This window comes from Paenibacillus sp. YSY-4.3, from assembly GCF_054767475.1.
Genome location: NZ_BAABMC010000001.1, coordinates 1324812 through 1340316 on the forward strand (window position 1 = coordinate 1324812; position 15505 = coordinate 1340316).

Consider the following 15505-nt stretch of genomic DNA (forward strand, 5'->3'; position numbering starts at 1 on the left):
TTGCGGCCATTAAGTATTTTTACTTCGATTCATTCCAAGTATAACAATTTAACGAACACGGAAAAGAAGGTAGCGGACTATGTACTGGAGAATGCCGCGAGCGTGGTTTACATGTCGATCACGGATTTGGCCGATGCCTGTAATGTAGGAGAATCCAGCATATTCCGCTTCTGCAGATCGCTTAGCTATAAAGGGTATCAGGAGTTTAAAATCGCCCTGGCCCATAGCATTACGGTTGACAATGAAATTCCGCAGCTGACCGATCAGGTGCTTATGGATGATACGATCGACCAGGTCGCGTCCAAGGTGCTGTCTTCAAATATTAGTGCTTTGAATGAGACTTTTAATTTGCTTAACATCGAGAAGATCAATCAGGCCATCGATTATTTGATCGGAGCTGAACGGATATTGTTCTTCGGCGTTGGCTCGTCTCTCATGACGGCGATGGAGGCCAAGGTCAAGTTCATGCGGATAACGAATAAGGCGGAATGCACCTTCGATTCGCATCTGCAAATGATGGCGGCGGCTCTGATGTCCGAGAAGGACGTGGCTGTAATCATTTCCTATTCAGGCTCGACCAAGGACAATATTGAAGTGGCCAAGAAGGCCAAGGAGCGCGGGGCAACGGTAATATCGATCACACGGTTCGTCAAATCTCCGCTGACTTCGTATTCGGATCTCACGCTGCTGTGCGGAGCTAATGAAGGCCCGCTGCAGGGTGGGTCCTTATCAGCGAAAATTTCCCAGCTCTATTTGCTGGACGTATTATATACCGAATATTTCAAAAGATCGAAGGAACAATCGGTCGTCAACAAGGAGAATACCGCTGCAGCAGTCAGCGAGAAGCTGTTGTAGGCTAATTAATACATCTATTAATACGGGGAGATGCGAATATGATTTTAGGCTCACTGGCAACCTGGAAAGACGATCAAAGATTTGAGCATAAAGCAATCGCCGAGGCGATTGAAGCGATCCAAGACATTGTCTGCGATCCGCCATCCCCTGGGCGCGTTGAGATTCGTGGCGATGAGATGTACGTCTCGGTCATGGAACTGGAAGTCAAGCCGCTAGAAGAACAGGTAGCGGAGAAGCATGAAGCCTATATCGATGTGCACTACCTGATCGAAGGCGAGGAGATTATCGGATGGTCGCCTGTGCGCGAGGGAGAACAACCAGTGAAGGCTTATGATCGGGATGCAGATTATGCGCTTTATCAACCTTCAAGCGATGAAGTGAGATTGGCGATGAAGCCCGGAATGTTCGCCGTATTTTTCCCTCATGATATTCATCGACCAGGGATGGCCGAGCAGCCGGCAACAATCCGGAAACTTGTGGTTAAGATTCATGTCGATTTGTTTAAATCGTGAAAGGGACAGGACAAGGTTAGCTTAATTTAACGGAATAAGGCCGTTATCCTAAGGAATGTAGGGGAGAACGGTCTTTTTATTATGGGAAAACCATGTAATTAATGATGTGAATTAAAAATTCATGTAAACATGCGCGGTCGGCTAATCTAATGCTTGCAAAAGTCCTGAATGCAGGACTTTTGCTTTTTATATTTATTCATACTGGCGGATTTGAACCGCAGCTGATAGCTCTCCTTGTAGAATGACTTCCTTCAGGCATTCTTCAACGAAGTCGGGGGCTGCCTTCTGCATTTGCTCCACCGTATGTAAGTAACGCTGAGTGGTGTTGATTTGCGAGTGTCCGAGGGTTTCCTGGACCTGCTGCAATGAGGCGCCATGCAGTAAGGCGAGAGTGGCGTTGGTATGCCTTAGCCAGTGTGGTGTTACTTTTTTGCTGATTTGACATTGTTCGCGCGCCTCTTGGATGATTCGCTCTACCTGCCTAGCCGTTAAAGGAAACAGTCGGCCTGCCGAGGTGCGGCGCTTCAAATGAAGAGGGGAATCGTGGTAAGCATGCAGCATTTTCCACAGAGTTGCAGGTACTTTGACTTCCCGCTGTTTTCCGCCTTTGCCGTCCACTACCGTAAGCCACATGGATGTTTCAGAAGGGTCGGTATGGAAGTCTTCCCACCGAATGGAGGTTAGTTCCGACACTCGGAGACCAAGCATGATTAATGTTAACCCAATTAAATAATCACGGGGACTTTGCTTATTCAGCTGTCCAAGCAATTGAATGACTTCATTTCTCGTTAAATAATGATTTTTGCTATTCACAGTAATTTTCGGGGTACGGACAGAGGTCGTCGGATTCCGGTCAAAAAGGGCGATATTGGGATCACTTCCCCATTTATATAAAGAACGCAAAGGCGCGATTAAACTTGCAACAGTAGCAGGGGCGTGAGGTTTCTTGTTCTTGCTGTAATATCCCTGCACCAAGCCGAGCTTGTACACCTCGACCTCCTTCCAGGTGGCCTCCTGTAATGATTTCGTGCCAAGGAAGCGGCGAAACTGGTTAATAGCTTTCTCATAATTTCTTAGCGTATATTTCGAGCCTTCAAAGGATGTTAAAAACATGCCGACAATTTGTTCATCCGAGTGATGTTCACTCTTCTCCACAGGATGCGAAAGCTGGTGTTCAATCCATTCTAGCTGCATCATTCTATTTTCCCTCCCATAATATGAACAACTTGCAATACGACCTTCATTGTACTAGTCCTACCGTTGAAGTCAAAGAGGAATAAGTCCTTTTGTTAACATTCGCTTCTCAAGAGGGCTTAAATTCAAGCATTGGAGCTATTTGGAACGTAAGTGAAAATAAATGTAATCGCTTTCAAAAATAGAGAAAGATGTCGCTTTTAAAAAATGTCGAACAATGCATGTTGTTCGACATTTTACTACAAATTTCAACTATATTCGACTAATTACCACCCCTTGATTATAGTTCATAAGTACTTATTTAACAATAGTGGCTGCATTAACATAGCTGAGATAACCCTATTTTACAGGTAATAAGCCTTATAAATGCAGGGATAAATGATTCCAATCACCTACTAAACATGGAGGTAGATAGATCTAAAGTATGTCGAACAACATGCATTGTTCGAAGCTTCGGAGGGATATCAGAATAGAAGGGCAAACTTGCCGAAAGGCAAGGACGCAAAGCTACAGGGGCTACTTTGTCGCCGAATTAGGGACATTATGCCAGCCAGTTGCCGAAATCGAGGGGATCCTCCGTTATTTCGGGAGGATTTTTTGTTGTAGGAAGGGGGGATGAAATGAGCCAAACGAGCGAACAATACGTTGTTTTTGCCATCAACGATAATTATTACGGGATTCCTGTATTAGAGGTTTCGGAAATTATCCGGATGCAGACGGTGAATTGGATTCCTAATTCGCGCCGGGAATTTCTAGGCATGATCCAACTGAGAGAAAAATTGATCCCTATACTAAGCCTCCATACCATGTTCTCGGAAACGGAAAAGGAGCTGGATTCCAAAACTCGTATCATTATTATACATACTGGTAAGGAAGACAGTCAGGAGATCGGTATTGTCGTTGACGAAGTGAACCAGGTTATGTTCCTCCCCGAGGAAGGAATCAGTTCTCCACCGCACATGTCTCAGCAGGCTTGGCTCAGAGGAATGTTTCAGCAGCAGGACTCGCTGATTGTGCTGCTGGATATACAAGCTCTGCTCAGGGATGTTAACGATAGCTATGCTTTTATATAAAATGCTTATTACTACAGGAAAATATCGAATGAGGTGGCCCAAATGAAGTGGTTTTATAATTTAAAGACATCAGTTAAACTGATTAGTTCATTTATTGTCTTAGCTATTATCGTTGCCTTTGTAGGCTTCTATGGTTTAAGCAATATGGATAAGCTAAATAGAAGTGTAAGTGATATGTATGACATTCGTTTAGTTCCGATTACAAACGTGATGGATTCGCAAATAACGTATCAAAGGTTACGAAACTATGTATTGAATCTTCATTTGGCGACGGCTCAGCAGGAGAAAAATGAAAATATAGCCCAAATAGAAGAATTCAAAAAGGAAATCGATGCAAGAATTACAGAGTACGGAAAAAGAACGTTTAATACAGTTGAACATGAAGATTTGTTTAAGAAAGTACAGCCATCATGGTTGCGATTCGAGGAAGCTGTTGATCAGGCGGTCCAAATCTCGATGACAGGCAGCAATGAACAGTTTTTGGACTACCTTCATGGCGAATATAAGGTAAGTCGCGATGAGTTCAATACGAATCTTGAAAACTTAATTTTATTTAACATTAAGCAGGCGGAGCAAGCCAATGTTGATACAGATGTGCTCTATGCTTCGTCACGAATGATTACAATTATCATTGTTATTGCCGCGATTCTGCTAAGCATTGCGTTTGGATACTTGATATCCCAGGTCATCGCGCGTCCGTTAAATCGAGTAGTTGGGCTGGTACAGAAGGTAGCTCATGGCGATTTAACAGAGACGGGAAATATCGATACCAAGGATGAGGTAGGGCAAGTGGCTGCCTCGATCAATGATATGGTGCTTAGCCTTCGCGGAACGGTAAGCAGCATTCTGGATTCGGCAGAGAACGTCTCCGCCGCCGCAGAGCAAATTTCCGCAAGCACGGAAGAAATCGCCAGCAGCAGCACGAGCCAGGCGAATGATGCCCAAATGATGAATGAACTCTTCCGCGAACTTTCCTTTGCGATTACCTCCGTAGCCCGCAGCGCAGAGGAAGCTTCTGAACTGTCGAATCAAACGCTGACGATCGCTCAAAATGGCGGGGAAGTAGTACGCTCGTCAATCATTGGAATGAACCAAGTCAATGAGCAAATGGCTTTACTGGAGGAAGATTCGAACAAGATCGGAGAAATTATCGAGGTGATTGATGATATTGCCGATCAGACGAATTTGCTTGCGCTGAATGCGGCGATCGAAGCGGCTCGGGCGGGGGACCAAGGACGAGGATTTGCGGTCGTTGCGGACGAAGTCCGCAAGCTGGCCGAGCGAAGCAGCGAAGCAACCAAACAAATTACTGCGATTATCAAAGGCATGCAGCAAAATACCCAGCACAGCGTCCGCGCAGTCGAAGAGGGCGTGAAATCCACACAGCAGACGGGCGAAGCTTTTGAGCATATTATGGCGATGGTCAATGATTCGGCACAGAAAGTCGCCGAAATTGCAGCCGCCAGCGAAGAGCAGGCTGCACAATCCTCGGATGTGCTCGCTTCGATAGAGAGTATCTCCGCCGCAACAGAAGAATCGGCCGCGAGCAGTGAAGAAACAGCTTCCACTGCGCAATCCCTGGCTGAATTGGCCGAGGAATTGAATCATTCGGTAGCTATTTTCAAAGTCAAGTAAACAACATTTATCCAGTTAACTCGGAATTATCAGCACATATGAGAATGCGGCCCCGATCCGGAAGGATTGGGGTCTAAGTATAATGGCTAAAGAAGGTGAACGAATTGAAAGCTGCAGCGCCGGGTCAATATATTGAACTCGTCAGCGGCCATGAACGCTATGGTCTGAAATTGGAATGCATTCACGAGATTATTACGATGCGGGAAATTACAGAAATACCATTAGCTAGAGTCCATGTTAAAGGGGTAATCAATTTACGCAGCCGTATCGTTCCGGTGATCAGTTTGCGAGCACGGCTCAGGCTAAGGGAAGTATCCTATATGAGAGCATCGCGCATTGTTGTAGTTAATGCCGGAGAGGAAATCGTCGGCATCATTGTGGATCGCGTGAACCGGGTGGTCACGCTTCAGCATATTCAACCTCCTTCGGAGCGGCTGGGAAAAGAGTTCTTCTTGGGCGCCGACACTACGGAGGACGGTCTTATTCATATATTGAATTTGGAGCAGTTACTGCAACCTTAGGAGGAAAAGGGATGAATTCCGGTCTAACGGAACCTGGAAAAACGATGAACCGAACGATTCGCGTAGAAGTCGAGCACTTGGAACAGCTGATGAATTTGGTCGGTGAATTAGTGATCGTGCAAAATCGGATTGACGTCATCCAAAGCGACATCGAAGCACGGCAGGATAACGAGAATATAGCTCAATTAAGCGAAATTACGGATCATGCATCCCGTGTCATCAGTGAACTGCAGGATCGGGTGATGCAGGTGCGAATGCTTCCGCTGGATCAGCTATTGAATCGCTTTCCGCGAATTGTTCGCGATTTAAGCAAAACCTTCGATAAAAACATCGAGCTTCTAATTTCCGGCGGGGAAACGGAATTGGATCGGACGGTCATGGAGGAAATCGGAGAGCCGATGATGCAGTTAATCCGCCATGCTGCACTCTACGGGGTGGAATCCGTTGAGCAGCGCAAGCTCGCCGGCAAACCGGCAAAGGGACGGCTGCAGATCGCTGCCGCAAATGAAGGAAATCAGGTGGTAATCGTCGTTGAAGATGACGGAGTAGGAATCCGCGACCTTGCCGTTTTACCTTCGACCTTGGAAAATGTAAGGCTGCAGGTCGAGAAACTGAATGGCATATTCGACCTGCAATCCACCTTTGGCCAAGGCACCCGGGTATCGATCCGACTGCCTATGACGTTGTCTATCATACCCGGTTTATTAGTTAAATTAAGCGGAAGAACCTTTGTGATTCCAATGAGCAGCGTAGTTGAAATCGTCCGGCTCCCGCCCGAATCACTGCAGACGATCCGCGGTGAGTCCTTAGTATCGATCCGGGATCGGCTGCTGCCGGTCTTCTCATTACATGATTATTTTAATTTCCCAAGGCGTCAAGCCTTGGCGAAACAGCTCCGGCTTGTTGTAGTAGGAACGACGGACCGGCAAATGGCTCTTATGGTCGATGAACTGATCGGCAACCAGGAAATCGTAGTCAAGCCTCTCAGTCCGTATGTTGGTGAGGTGCATGGCCTTTCCGGCGCTACAATCCTCGGGGACGGTCAGGCAGCATTAATATTGGAAGTGTCGCATTTCTATCATGGAAAAGGAGGAACCCCTTCATCGGTTTAGGGTTCCTTCTTTTTTTGTCTGTAAGGCCATTTTAGTCGATTTTCAATTCATTTTCTGTTCATTTCGTGTGACTCTGCGCTTGGGGTCCGGCCTTATGCCGGGGCTCATAACGGGTCTCGTCTTCTTCGGCACGACGTCGGTCGTTGGCGCGCAGTCGTTCAACGTCATTTTCACCATAATATTTCCGGACTACATGTCCTGGGGTGACGGCTTCAACAACCTAGGGCTGGACTTCCCGGCGATGCTGTCGTATATCATAATATGGGCGGTCACTGTATTGCTGTTCCTGCCCGGTATGAAAATCCTCGGCAAAAAACGCCTTGACCTGTCGAATAAAATTTACTTGAAATCGGGTAAGGATGGCGGCTACAAAGGCGGCTACAACCGTATCGCGGTCATCGTCCTGATCATCAGCTTCCTGATCCCGATGTCGGGCGTATTATTCACAAATGTTCCATTATTAGTAACGTTAAAAGACTTTGCGTTCTTTAGCGGGCTGATCATTTCGTTTGTGCTGTACACTTTACTCTACAAGGAGACAAACGAGAACACGTAGGCAGCTAAGTAACTTGGGAGGATTACAGTGGGGAAACTGGTAGTAGTAGCGATTGGCGGAAATTCACTAGTCAAGGGAAACGATCATGATACGATCCAGGATCAGTATGAAGCGGTTTGCGAAATTGCCGCCAACATTGCAGATATGGTAGAAGAGGGCTGTGAAGTTGTCGTTACGCATGGCAACGGTCCGCAGGTTGGATTTGCGCTTCGCCGCGGGGAAATCGCCGAGAAAGTGGCCGGCATGCCAAGCGTTCCGCTCGTCAATTGTGTCGCGGACACTCAGGGCGGCATCGGCTACCAGATTCAGCAGGCGCTGACGAATGAATTCATTCGTCGGAGAATGAAGCAAAAGGTTGCGACCGTTATCACGCAGGTTGAAGTGAGCAGTGACGATGCAAATTTCAAGAATCCGAGCAAGCCGGTAGGTTCCTTCTTTACGATGGAGCAAGTGCAGGAGCTGGAAAAGGAGCATCCGGACTGGATCTTCGTGGAAGACTCGGGCCGCGGTTACAGACGCGTTGTGCCGTCACCGCAGCCGATCGACATTGTGGAGAAAGAGGCCATCAAGTCGCTGATCGATAGCGGATATGTGGTTATTGCCGTCGGCGGCGGAGGGATTCCCGTCGTCAAGACGGCGGATCAAACTTATGAAGGTATCGATGCCGTAATCGACAAGGATCTGGCAACAAGCTTGCTGGCGGATCAAATCCAAGCAGAGACCTTGATCATTACGACCAGTGTTCCTAAAGTGTTCATTCATTTCGGCAAGCCGAACCAGAAAGCGCTGGATGAGATTACGGTGGCCGAAACGAAGCGATATGTGTTCGAAGGTCATTTCCCTAAAGGCAGTATGCTGCCGAAAATCGAGGCCAGCCTGAGCTTCCTGGAGCAAAGCGGCTCCAGAGTCATCATTACCAATCCGGAAAGCTTGAAGGCTGCGATCAAAAACGAGGCAGGCACGCATATCGTAAAATAATTAGAAGAGGATGTATGAACATACAAGAGAACAAATAATTCAAAAGCATATATCCTAATTTTCCCGGTCCTTTCCTGCTTCTGCCAAGCGGGGAAGGACTTTTTATTATTCCAGGGAAGGCTTGCTGTATGCTGCAATGACCAAGATAATATCACTGTTTAAAAGCACTCGTAAATATGATAAAATTCAACGGATTAGACTATTATTCAACTATATTTCGAGACAAAGAATACCTCTCTTTTTTTACATAAAAATAGAGCTGCATTCTTTTTACCTACAACAGTTGAAATGGGAGACTCGTGAATGAAAAGAATGAAACTGTCGCTGCGGTATTTAATTGTCTGTGTAGCTCTATTATCTTTCATCTTAACGCTGATCAGCAGCTTGCTAAGCGGATACGACACCAATAAGCAGACGCTGCTTGCCAACACGCTGGAGACGAATCGGATGTATGCGGAGAAGCTGGCGCAAACGACGGATAGCTTCCTTTATTCGACATTGCAGACTCTGAGCGTTAGCGCGGCGGAGATCGCGACGATCATGGATGACGAGGTGGCACTGCTGAAGGAAGCGGATCGCTTGAAAATGCAAACGAATACTTTCAATTCCGTAGCGATTGCTGATCCAAGCGGCAAAATATTGGCGACCTCCCCTCAATCGCTCGATCTTAAAGGCAAAGTACTGACTTCGTCTGCAAGCAAGGAAGCGCTTGAGAAGAGAAGGCCGATTATTTCGAAACCTTATACGGGACTCACGGGGCGCCTGATTATTTTTATCTCTTATCCGATTTTCGATGAGCAGTATAATTATTTGGGTTTGGTTGGCGGAACGCTTTATTTGAAGGAAACGAACATTCTGAATGAAATTTTGGGAGAGCATTTCTACGAAGACGGCTCATATGTTTACGTCGTAGATCAGGACGGACGTATTATATATCATCAGGATCAAAGCCGCGTCAATGAAGTCGTGGACGAGAACCCGGTCGTTCGGAAGCTGATGAATGGGGAGCGGGGGGCCGAGCGCGTCATTAACACGAAGAAGAAGGACATGCTGGCAGGATACAGTTATATTCCTATGGCCGACTGGGGCGTGGTCTCGCAGCGGGATACGGAAGTAACACTGGCTCCTGCGAAGGAAATGCTGAAGAAGATGGTCGTCACCTCCTTTCCGTTCCTGTTCGTGTCACTCATATTCATTATCTGGCTATCCAACAAAATAGCGCAGCCGCTGCATAAGCTGGCCTATTATACTGAGAATAGCACGGAGAAGAATCAAGAGAAGCAGATCGCGAAAATATCAGCTTGGTATTACGAGGTCATTCAGTTAAAGAAGGCGCTTGCCCACAGCCTCGCGTTTCTTCATAATCGCATTAATTATTCCAATCATGAGTCGAAGACCGATTCGCTGACGAAGCTGACGAATCGCCGGGGGATGGAAGAGCATATGAAGAAATGGCTGGAGGAAGAGTCGCAATTCTCGCTAATAATGCTGGATATCGATCATTTCAAACGGGTGAATGATACATACGGCCATGCGGCCGGTGATCATGTACTGCAATTTCTGGCCATACAGATGGCGGAATCTGTAGAGCCCAATCATATTTGCTGCCGATATGGCGGAGAAGAATTCATCATCCTGTTGCCGGGTACGCCGCAGCAGGACGCGGTACGGGTGGCGGAGAGGCTGAGATCGAAGTTGGAGAGCACGGTCAGTCCCTGTGGCGACATCGTGACGATCTCGGCGGGAGTAGCTGCATATCCCGATCATGCCTACGATATCGATGCGCTTGTAGCCAAGGCGGATGACTCTTTGTATGAAGCGAAGAAGCGCGGGCGAAACCAGATTGTCGCCTTCGAATTGCATGATGTTATTCAAGCATAGCCATCATTATCGATCATGCGTTTCAGTCAGATTAATATTAAACAGACAGCCGACCAGGATCACTGGTCGGTTTGTTGCAAAGAAGCGCATATTTACCACAGTCAAAGGAGGCGTGAAGGATGACCCTTCAGCAGTTGAAATACGTAATCGAGGTAGCTACCCGCGGGTCCATGAACGAAGCGGCGAAGCGCTTGTTCATCTCACAGCCCAGCCTGTCCAATGCGATCAAGGATTTGGAGGAGGAACTGCAGATCACGATTTTTGAACGGACGAATAAAGGCATCGTGCTGACCAAGGATGGCGCGGAATTCCTTAGTTATGCCCGTCAGGTCGTCGAGCAAGCGGCGCTGCTGGAGAGCCGTTATTTAAACGTGAAGCCCGCCCCGCAGCATTTCTCGGTCTCGGCTCAGCACTACGCCTTTGCGGTCAGTGCTTTCGTTAAGCTGGTGAATGAGTACGGGCATGACGAATACGAGCTGGCAATGCGAGAAACGAAAACCTACGAAGTGATTGAGGACGTCAAGCATATGTACAGTGAAATCGGTATCCTGTATCTGAACGAGTTCAATGCGAAGGTCATTAACCGGCTGCTGGACGATGCGGGACTACAATTTACCAGCTTGTTTGTGGCGAGGCCGCATATTTTTATCAGTGTCAGGAATCCTCTTGCGAAACAGCCTACCGTCACCATTGATCAGCTCGACGAGTATCCGTTCCTTTGCTTTGACCAGGGCGAATTCAACTCGTTTCACTTCTCGGAGGAAATTCTAAGCACGCTGTCGCATAAGAAGATGATTCGGGTCAATGACAGGGCGACGCTGTTTAATTTACTGATCGGCCTTAACGGTTATACGATCTCTACGGGAGTGCTCAGCGCCGATTTGAACGGAAGCGACATTATTCCTGTTCCCCTAGACTGTGACGAGACAATCAATGTAGGCTGGATTTCGCATCGCAACATGCCGCTTTCGAAGCTGGGTGCGGCTTATGTGGAGGCGCTCAAGGAATCCGTGGCCAAGGATTATGCCTGATATAGTTTTTAGTTATTTCTGGCGGGCTGGGGGTGTATAATGTGTCCGCCTCGTCATCCTCCGTACTAGAGTCGATCAGCAAAAGGTTGGGTCTGGACGAAACAAGCATGATGATTCCTTTCTTGTCCAAGATTATATGAAGAAAATTAATTTTGATTGTATCTTCTTCATATACAGGTTATAATGTTGTCGTTGAAAATAATTATCATTATCAGTCAGACGGTGAGGAGATTCAGGAATGAAGAGAAACAGAACACCTAAATATGCTGCTGCAGCGGGGATACTAAGCTTGGCTTTATTGTTAAGCGCCTGTTCCGGCGGATCTGCCCCGGCTAGTACGAATGGCAACGCAAGCCCAGCTTCCAGAGGAAATCAAATCGAAGAATCCCAGCCGGCAGAGCGTGTGCTTACGGATTCATTAGGCCATGAAGTGAAGGTTCCGGCAAATCCCGAGCGGATTATTGGTTCATATCTTGAGGACCACCTTGTAGCTCTTGGCGTCAAACCGGTAGCGCAATGGTCCGTGGCAGAAGGCAAGACGGTGCAGAACTATTTGCAATATGAACTGAAGGATGTGCCGACGATTCCATCCGAGCTTCCTTATGAAGCGGTAATGAGCTTCCAGCCGGACTTGATCATTATGGACGATGCCGCCATGGCCACTGGAGATAAATATGAGCAATACTCGAAAATAGCTCCTACATATTCTGTAGGCACAGAGCAGAACAATGACTGGCGGGAAGAGCTGCTTACCGTCGGAGAAGTTCTGAACAAAGCCGAAGAAGCTAAGAAAGCCCTTGCGGATTACGATGCGAAGGTGAAGGAGGCAAAGGAGAAGCTGCAAGCGGCCATTGGCGAGAAGTCAGCAGCTGTTCTGTGGCCACTTGGCAAGAGCACATTCGTTGTTCATGATAAGTTTTCCAGCGGGGATGTCCTGTATCGCGATTTAGGCATGAAGGTGCCGTCCGTTGTGCAGGAAATTTCGGCTTCGGCCGTAGCGAACTGGAATCAGATCTCGGCGGAGAAGCTTGCTGAGCTGGATGCGGACTATATTTTCATTGTCAGCTCCGCTGTGCCGATGGAAGAACTGCTCGCTGATCCGATCTGGGCCGGACTTCCGGCCGTGAAGAACGGCCAGATTTACGAATTTGATAATGAATCGAGCTGGCTGTATACCGGCGTGATTGCGAATGGAAAAATTATCGATGATGTAGTGGCAAGTATTTTGAAGTAGACAAAGAGAAATATTCATAGCTGCTGCCCTAGGGGCAGCAGCTTTTTAATTGTCTTAGCATTACTGTTGTTGACCAAGTTGGGTTTGACCATCGGCCCTGGATTATGTTACCGTTATACTGATAATGATTCTCATTCGCATCAAAAAAGAGGTGTAGTGAATTGCCGTTTTGCGGAATAGAGCAAGAACCGTCATACATATTGGCCGCGGAGCTGTGGCATAGGCTGTGCGGCATTGCATGGGTTCGCAGCGGGGGCATGGAGCATCAACTCGTTGAATCGCCTGTCCTCATAATTTCCAAGCGCGGAGGGGGACAACTGAAGCTGGATACGAAGGAATATCGCCTCAGAGAAGATGCCGTTCATTTTGCCTGCCCGGGCCAAACGATTGGCTTAGAGGCTGAACCCGGCCAGGAAATCGAGTTGTATTTAATCCACTTTGATGTTTGGAACGATTCAGGTTTGGTGGTTGATTATCCGATCATAGGTGAGCTACCGGTTCATCATGATATGCAAAACATCCTGCTATGCGAAGTAATGCATAGCTGCTGGGAGCAGGGTCAGCCGCTGGAACGGTTGCGCGCCCAGTCTGCGTTTCAGGAACTGATTTACCGGTTGTTCAGCAACATTCGTCATCTTCGGGAATCCCATTCCCGAGCTGCGCTTGAACGTACAAAGGAGTTCATTAACAGCCATTACCAGGAAAACTTGAATATCGAGCTGCTGGCTGGCTTAGCTGAGTTAAGTCCGAAATATTACGTGGATTTATTCAAGAAAACTTATGGTTTAAGCGCCATTGATTACATTACAGAGGTAAGAATGCACCATGCGAAGCGGATGATGCTGCAATCCGAAGCCAAGCTGCGGGACATTGCGCATCAGGTAGGGTATAGCGACGAATTTTATTTCAGCCGTAAATTTAAGAAAGAGATTGGCGTGCCGCCCTCCGTCTATATTAGAAATCGCCGTCTTAAAATTGCCGCCTATACTCCGCCTATTTTAGGACAGCTGCTGGCGCTGAACATGGTTCCATTCGCCGCTCCGCTCCATCCGAAATGGACAGCGTATTATTACCGTAAGCATCGAACAGCTATTCCGCTCCATCTTAGCGCCTACCGGTTTAACCGGGATTGGCAGTCCAATGTTGAGGCGCTGCGCCAAGCGAGCCCGGAAATGATCATCTGCGACGATGATCATTTGCAAGAGGAGGAGAGGGAGCAGCTTAAGGCGATTGCGCCTGTCGTTACAGTATCCTGGCAGGACAGCTGGAGGGAGCAATTTCGCCGAACGGCAGAGGTTCTTCAAGCTTCGCAAGAAGCGGAGATATGGCTGGCCAACTATGAGCGAAAGGCCGTGGAAGCGAGGGAATGGCTTGGCCGCGAACTCGGTGATGATACATTTCTTCTGATCAGCATTCATAAGCAGCACTGCTATGTCTGCCCCCTGCGCGGGATGCGTGAAGTGCTCTACGATGATTTGCAGCTGAATATGGTGCCGGAACGGGAAGAGCTTAATGGTTATGCCCAAGCGATTTCCACTGAGCAGCTCGCTGATTTTGAAGCGGACAGAATACTGCTGAACGTATGTCAGGAGCCGGAGTCGCTAAGTTATTGGAAAAACCTGCAAATGTCCAGACAGTGGCGAGACTTGAAGGCGGTTCGCAGAAACAATGTATATATGATCTCCTCTGACCCTTGGCGGGAGTACTCGGCATATGCCTGTAAGCGTATGATTGACGATCTCATCCTTCACGTCCATGGAAATCGTCCAAACGCATTCCGGATTTAGTCTATGTTCCCCTAATAAACGGAGGCCTATAATTTGTAATTGAGAATGATTATCGATGGAAAAATACATTCTCAAAGATGATCGAAGATGAGGGGAGAGCAAGACATGTTAAAGAAATCATCAATTTTAGTTATAGCGCTGGGGGTAATACTTGGCTTATCTGCGTGCGGAACCAAGGAAGAGGCACAGCCGGCCAACTCAGGAACAGCTAGTCAGCAAACGGGGATTTCCGCCACTCCTGCCGGGAATTCCGCAGTCAAGGATGGGAATGCATCGGCTGAGTCGAGAGTGATCAAATATTTAGGGCAGGAATACACGGTGCCGGCCCAGGCCGAGAAAATCGTGATTACCGGTTCGGTAGAGTCGATGGAGGATGCTCTTGTACTCCATGTTAAACCAGCTGGTGCTATGACGATGGGCGGTTCTTTCGAACCGCTATTTGCAGAAATTACTGAAGGGGCGGTTGCGATCGGAGAGAAGACGCAGCCGAACGTCGAAACGATCCTGAAGCTGGCGCCGGACGTTATTTTGGCTAGCACCAAGTTTCCCGCCGAAATGCTCGAGAAGCTGGGTAAAGTCGGCCTTACAATTCCCGTATCCCATGTATCCACGGACTGGGAAGCAAATTTGAGGCTGCTTGCTGAACTTGCAGGCGAGGAAGAGCAGGCGGATAATGTGCTGAAATCGTACAAGCAAGAAGCCGCTGAATTGAAAGAGAAAATCGGACCAAACCTTCAGGACAAAAGTGTATTGATGATTCGGTTGCGAGCCGGCAGCATGATGATCTATCCGGAGGATGTTTTCTTTAATCCATCGCTTTACGGAGATCTGGGGGCGAGCGTGCCGGAGGAAGTGAAGCAGGCGAAGGCACAGCAAATGATTTCGCTGGAGAAGCTGTCCGAGATGAATCCGGATTATCTGTTCGTCCAATTCTCGGAAACCGAGAACAAAGACACGCCGAAGGCGCTGGAAGAATTGCAGAGTAACCCGATCTGGGGCAGTATCACTGCGGTGAAGAACGGCAATCTTTTCGTTAACATTGTAGATCCTAGCGCTCAAGGCGGAACGGCTTACAGCAAAATCGCGTTTCTGGAAGCCGTGAAGAACAGTAAATTAGTTGAAGCGAAGTGACGGAT

At 47.8% G+C, this 15505-nt stretch carries 14 protein-coding genes and 1 riboswitch; of the genes, 13 read left to right on the forward strand and 1 reads right to left on the reverse strand.

Features of this window, described 5'->3' with window-relative positions; translation table 11 throughout:
* Positions 1 to 855 carry a MurR/RpiR family transcriptional regulator gene (locus tag ACYUJT_RS06180; RefSeq protein WP_460319542.1) on the forward strand — a complete coding sequence of 285 codons (855 nt, stop codon included), beginning with the start codon at positions 1 to 3 and terminating at the stop codon, positions 853 to 855.
* A gap of 38 nt (positions 856 to 893) precedes the next feature.
* Complete coding sequence (locus tag ACYUJT_RS06185; protein WP_460319543.1) at positions 894 to 1367, forward strand: NanQ anomerase/TabA/YiaL family protein; 474 nt, start codon at positions 894 to 896, stop codon at positions 1365 to 1367.
* Between the two features lie 192 nt (positions 1368 to 1559).
* Here ACYUJT_RS06185 and ACYUJT_RS06190 read toward each other — a convergent pair whose 3' ends face one another.
* The gene (locus ACYUJT_RS06190) at positions 1560 to 2564 is read right to left on the reverse strand and encodes a tyrosine-type recombinase/integrase (protein ID WP_460319544.1); all 1005 of its coding nucleotides are present in this window, start codon (positions 2562 to 2564) and stop codon (positions 1560 to 1562) included.
* 463 nt (positions 2565 to 3027) lie between these two features.
* Positions 3028 to 3123: riboswitch (cyclic di-GMP riboswitch) on the forward strand.
* A gap of 58 nt (positions 3124 to 3181) precedes the next feature.
* On the opposite strand from ACYUJT_RS06190, the gene ACYUJT_RS06195 reads away from it, so the two are divergent.
* The 11 genes from ACYUJT_RS06195 (at position 3182) to ACYUJT_RS06245 (ending at position 15500) form a co-directional block, all read left to right on the forward strand.
* Positions 3182 to 3634: a chemotaxis protein CheW gene (locus ACYUJT_RS06195; protein WP_460319545.1), complete on the forward strand. Its 453-nt coding sequence runs from the start codon at positions 3182 to 3184 to the stop codon at positions 3632 to 3634.
* Between the two features lie 42 nt (positions 3635 to 3676).
* Entirely contained in the window at positions 3677 to 5269 is a 1593-nt protein-coding gene (locus ACYUJT_RS06200) for a methyl-accepting chemotaxis protein (RefSeq protein WP_460319546.1), read from the forward strand.
* Between the two features lie 95 nt (positions 5270 to 5364).
* Positions 5365 to 5790, forward strand: a complete 426-nt coding sequence (locus tag ACYUJT_RS06205) for a chemotaxis protein CheW (RefSeq protein WP_460319547.1) — start codon at positions 5365 to 5367, stop codon at positions 5788 to 5790.
* Between the two features lie 11 nt (positions 5791 to 5801).
* Positions 5802 to 6902 (forward strand): chemotaxis protein CheA, encoded by a 1101-nt coding sequence (locus tag ACYUJT_RS06210; RefSeq protein ID WP_460319548.1) that lies wholly within the window; start codon positions 5802 to 5804, stop codon positions 6900 to 6902.
* Between the two features lie 94 nt (positions 6903 to 6996).
* The gene (locus ACYUJT_RS06215) at positions 6997 to 7458 is read left to right on the forward strand and encodes a hypothetical protein (protein ID WP_460319549.1); all 462 of its coding nucleotides are present in this window, start codon (positions 6997 to 6999) and stop codon (positions 7456 to 7458) included.
* Between the two features lie 27 nt (positions 7459 to 7485).
* Positions 7486 to 8436, forward strand: coding sequence for a carbamate kinase family protein (locus ACYUJT_RS06220; RefSeq protein WP_460319550.1), 951 nt, complete (start codon positions 7486 to 7488; stop codon positions 8434 to 8436).
* A gap of 303 nt (positions 8437 to 8739) precedes the next feature.
* The gene (locus ACYUJT_RS06225) at positions 8740 to 10317 is read left to right on the forward strand and encodes a sensor domain-containing diguanylate cyclase (RefSeq protein ID WP_460319552.1); all 1578 of its coding nucleotides are present in this window, start codon (positions 8740 to 8742) and stop codon (positions 10315 to 10317) included.
* Positions 10318 to 10436: 119 nt separating this feature from the next.
* Entirely contained in the window at positions 10437 to 11348 is a 912-nt protein-coding gene (locus tag ACYUJT_RS06230) for a LysR family transcriptional regulator (protein WP_460319553.1), read from the forward strand.
* Between the two features lie 238 nt (positions 11349 to 11586).
* The gene (locus tag ACYUJT_RS06235) at positions 11587 to 12582 is read left to right on the forward strand and encodes an iron-hydroxamate ABC transporter substrate-binding protein (RefSeq protein WP_460319554.1); all 996 of its coding nucleotides are present in this window, start codon (positions 11587 to 11589) and stop codon (positions 12580 to 12582) included.
* Positions 12583 to 12743: 161 nt separating this feature from the next.
* Positions 12744 to 14369 carry an ABC transporter substrate-binding protein gene (locus ACYUJT_RS06240; protein ID WP_460319556.1) on the forward strand — a complete coding sequence of 542 codons (1626 nt, stop codon included), beginning with the start codon at positions 12744 to 12746 and terminating at the stop codon, positions 14367 to 14369.
* Between the two features lie 105 nt (positions 14370 to 14474).
* A complete protein-coding gene (locus ACYUJT_RS06245; RefSeq protein WP_460319557.1) occupies positions 14475 to 15500 on the forward strand; it encodes an ABC transporter substrate-binding protein in 1026 nt (341 codons plus the stop codon).
* The last annotated feature ends 5 nt before the right edge of the window (positions 15501 to 15505 follow it).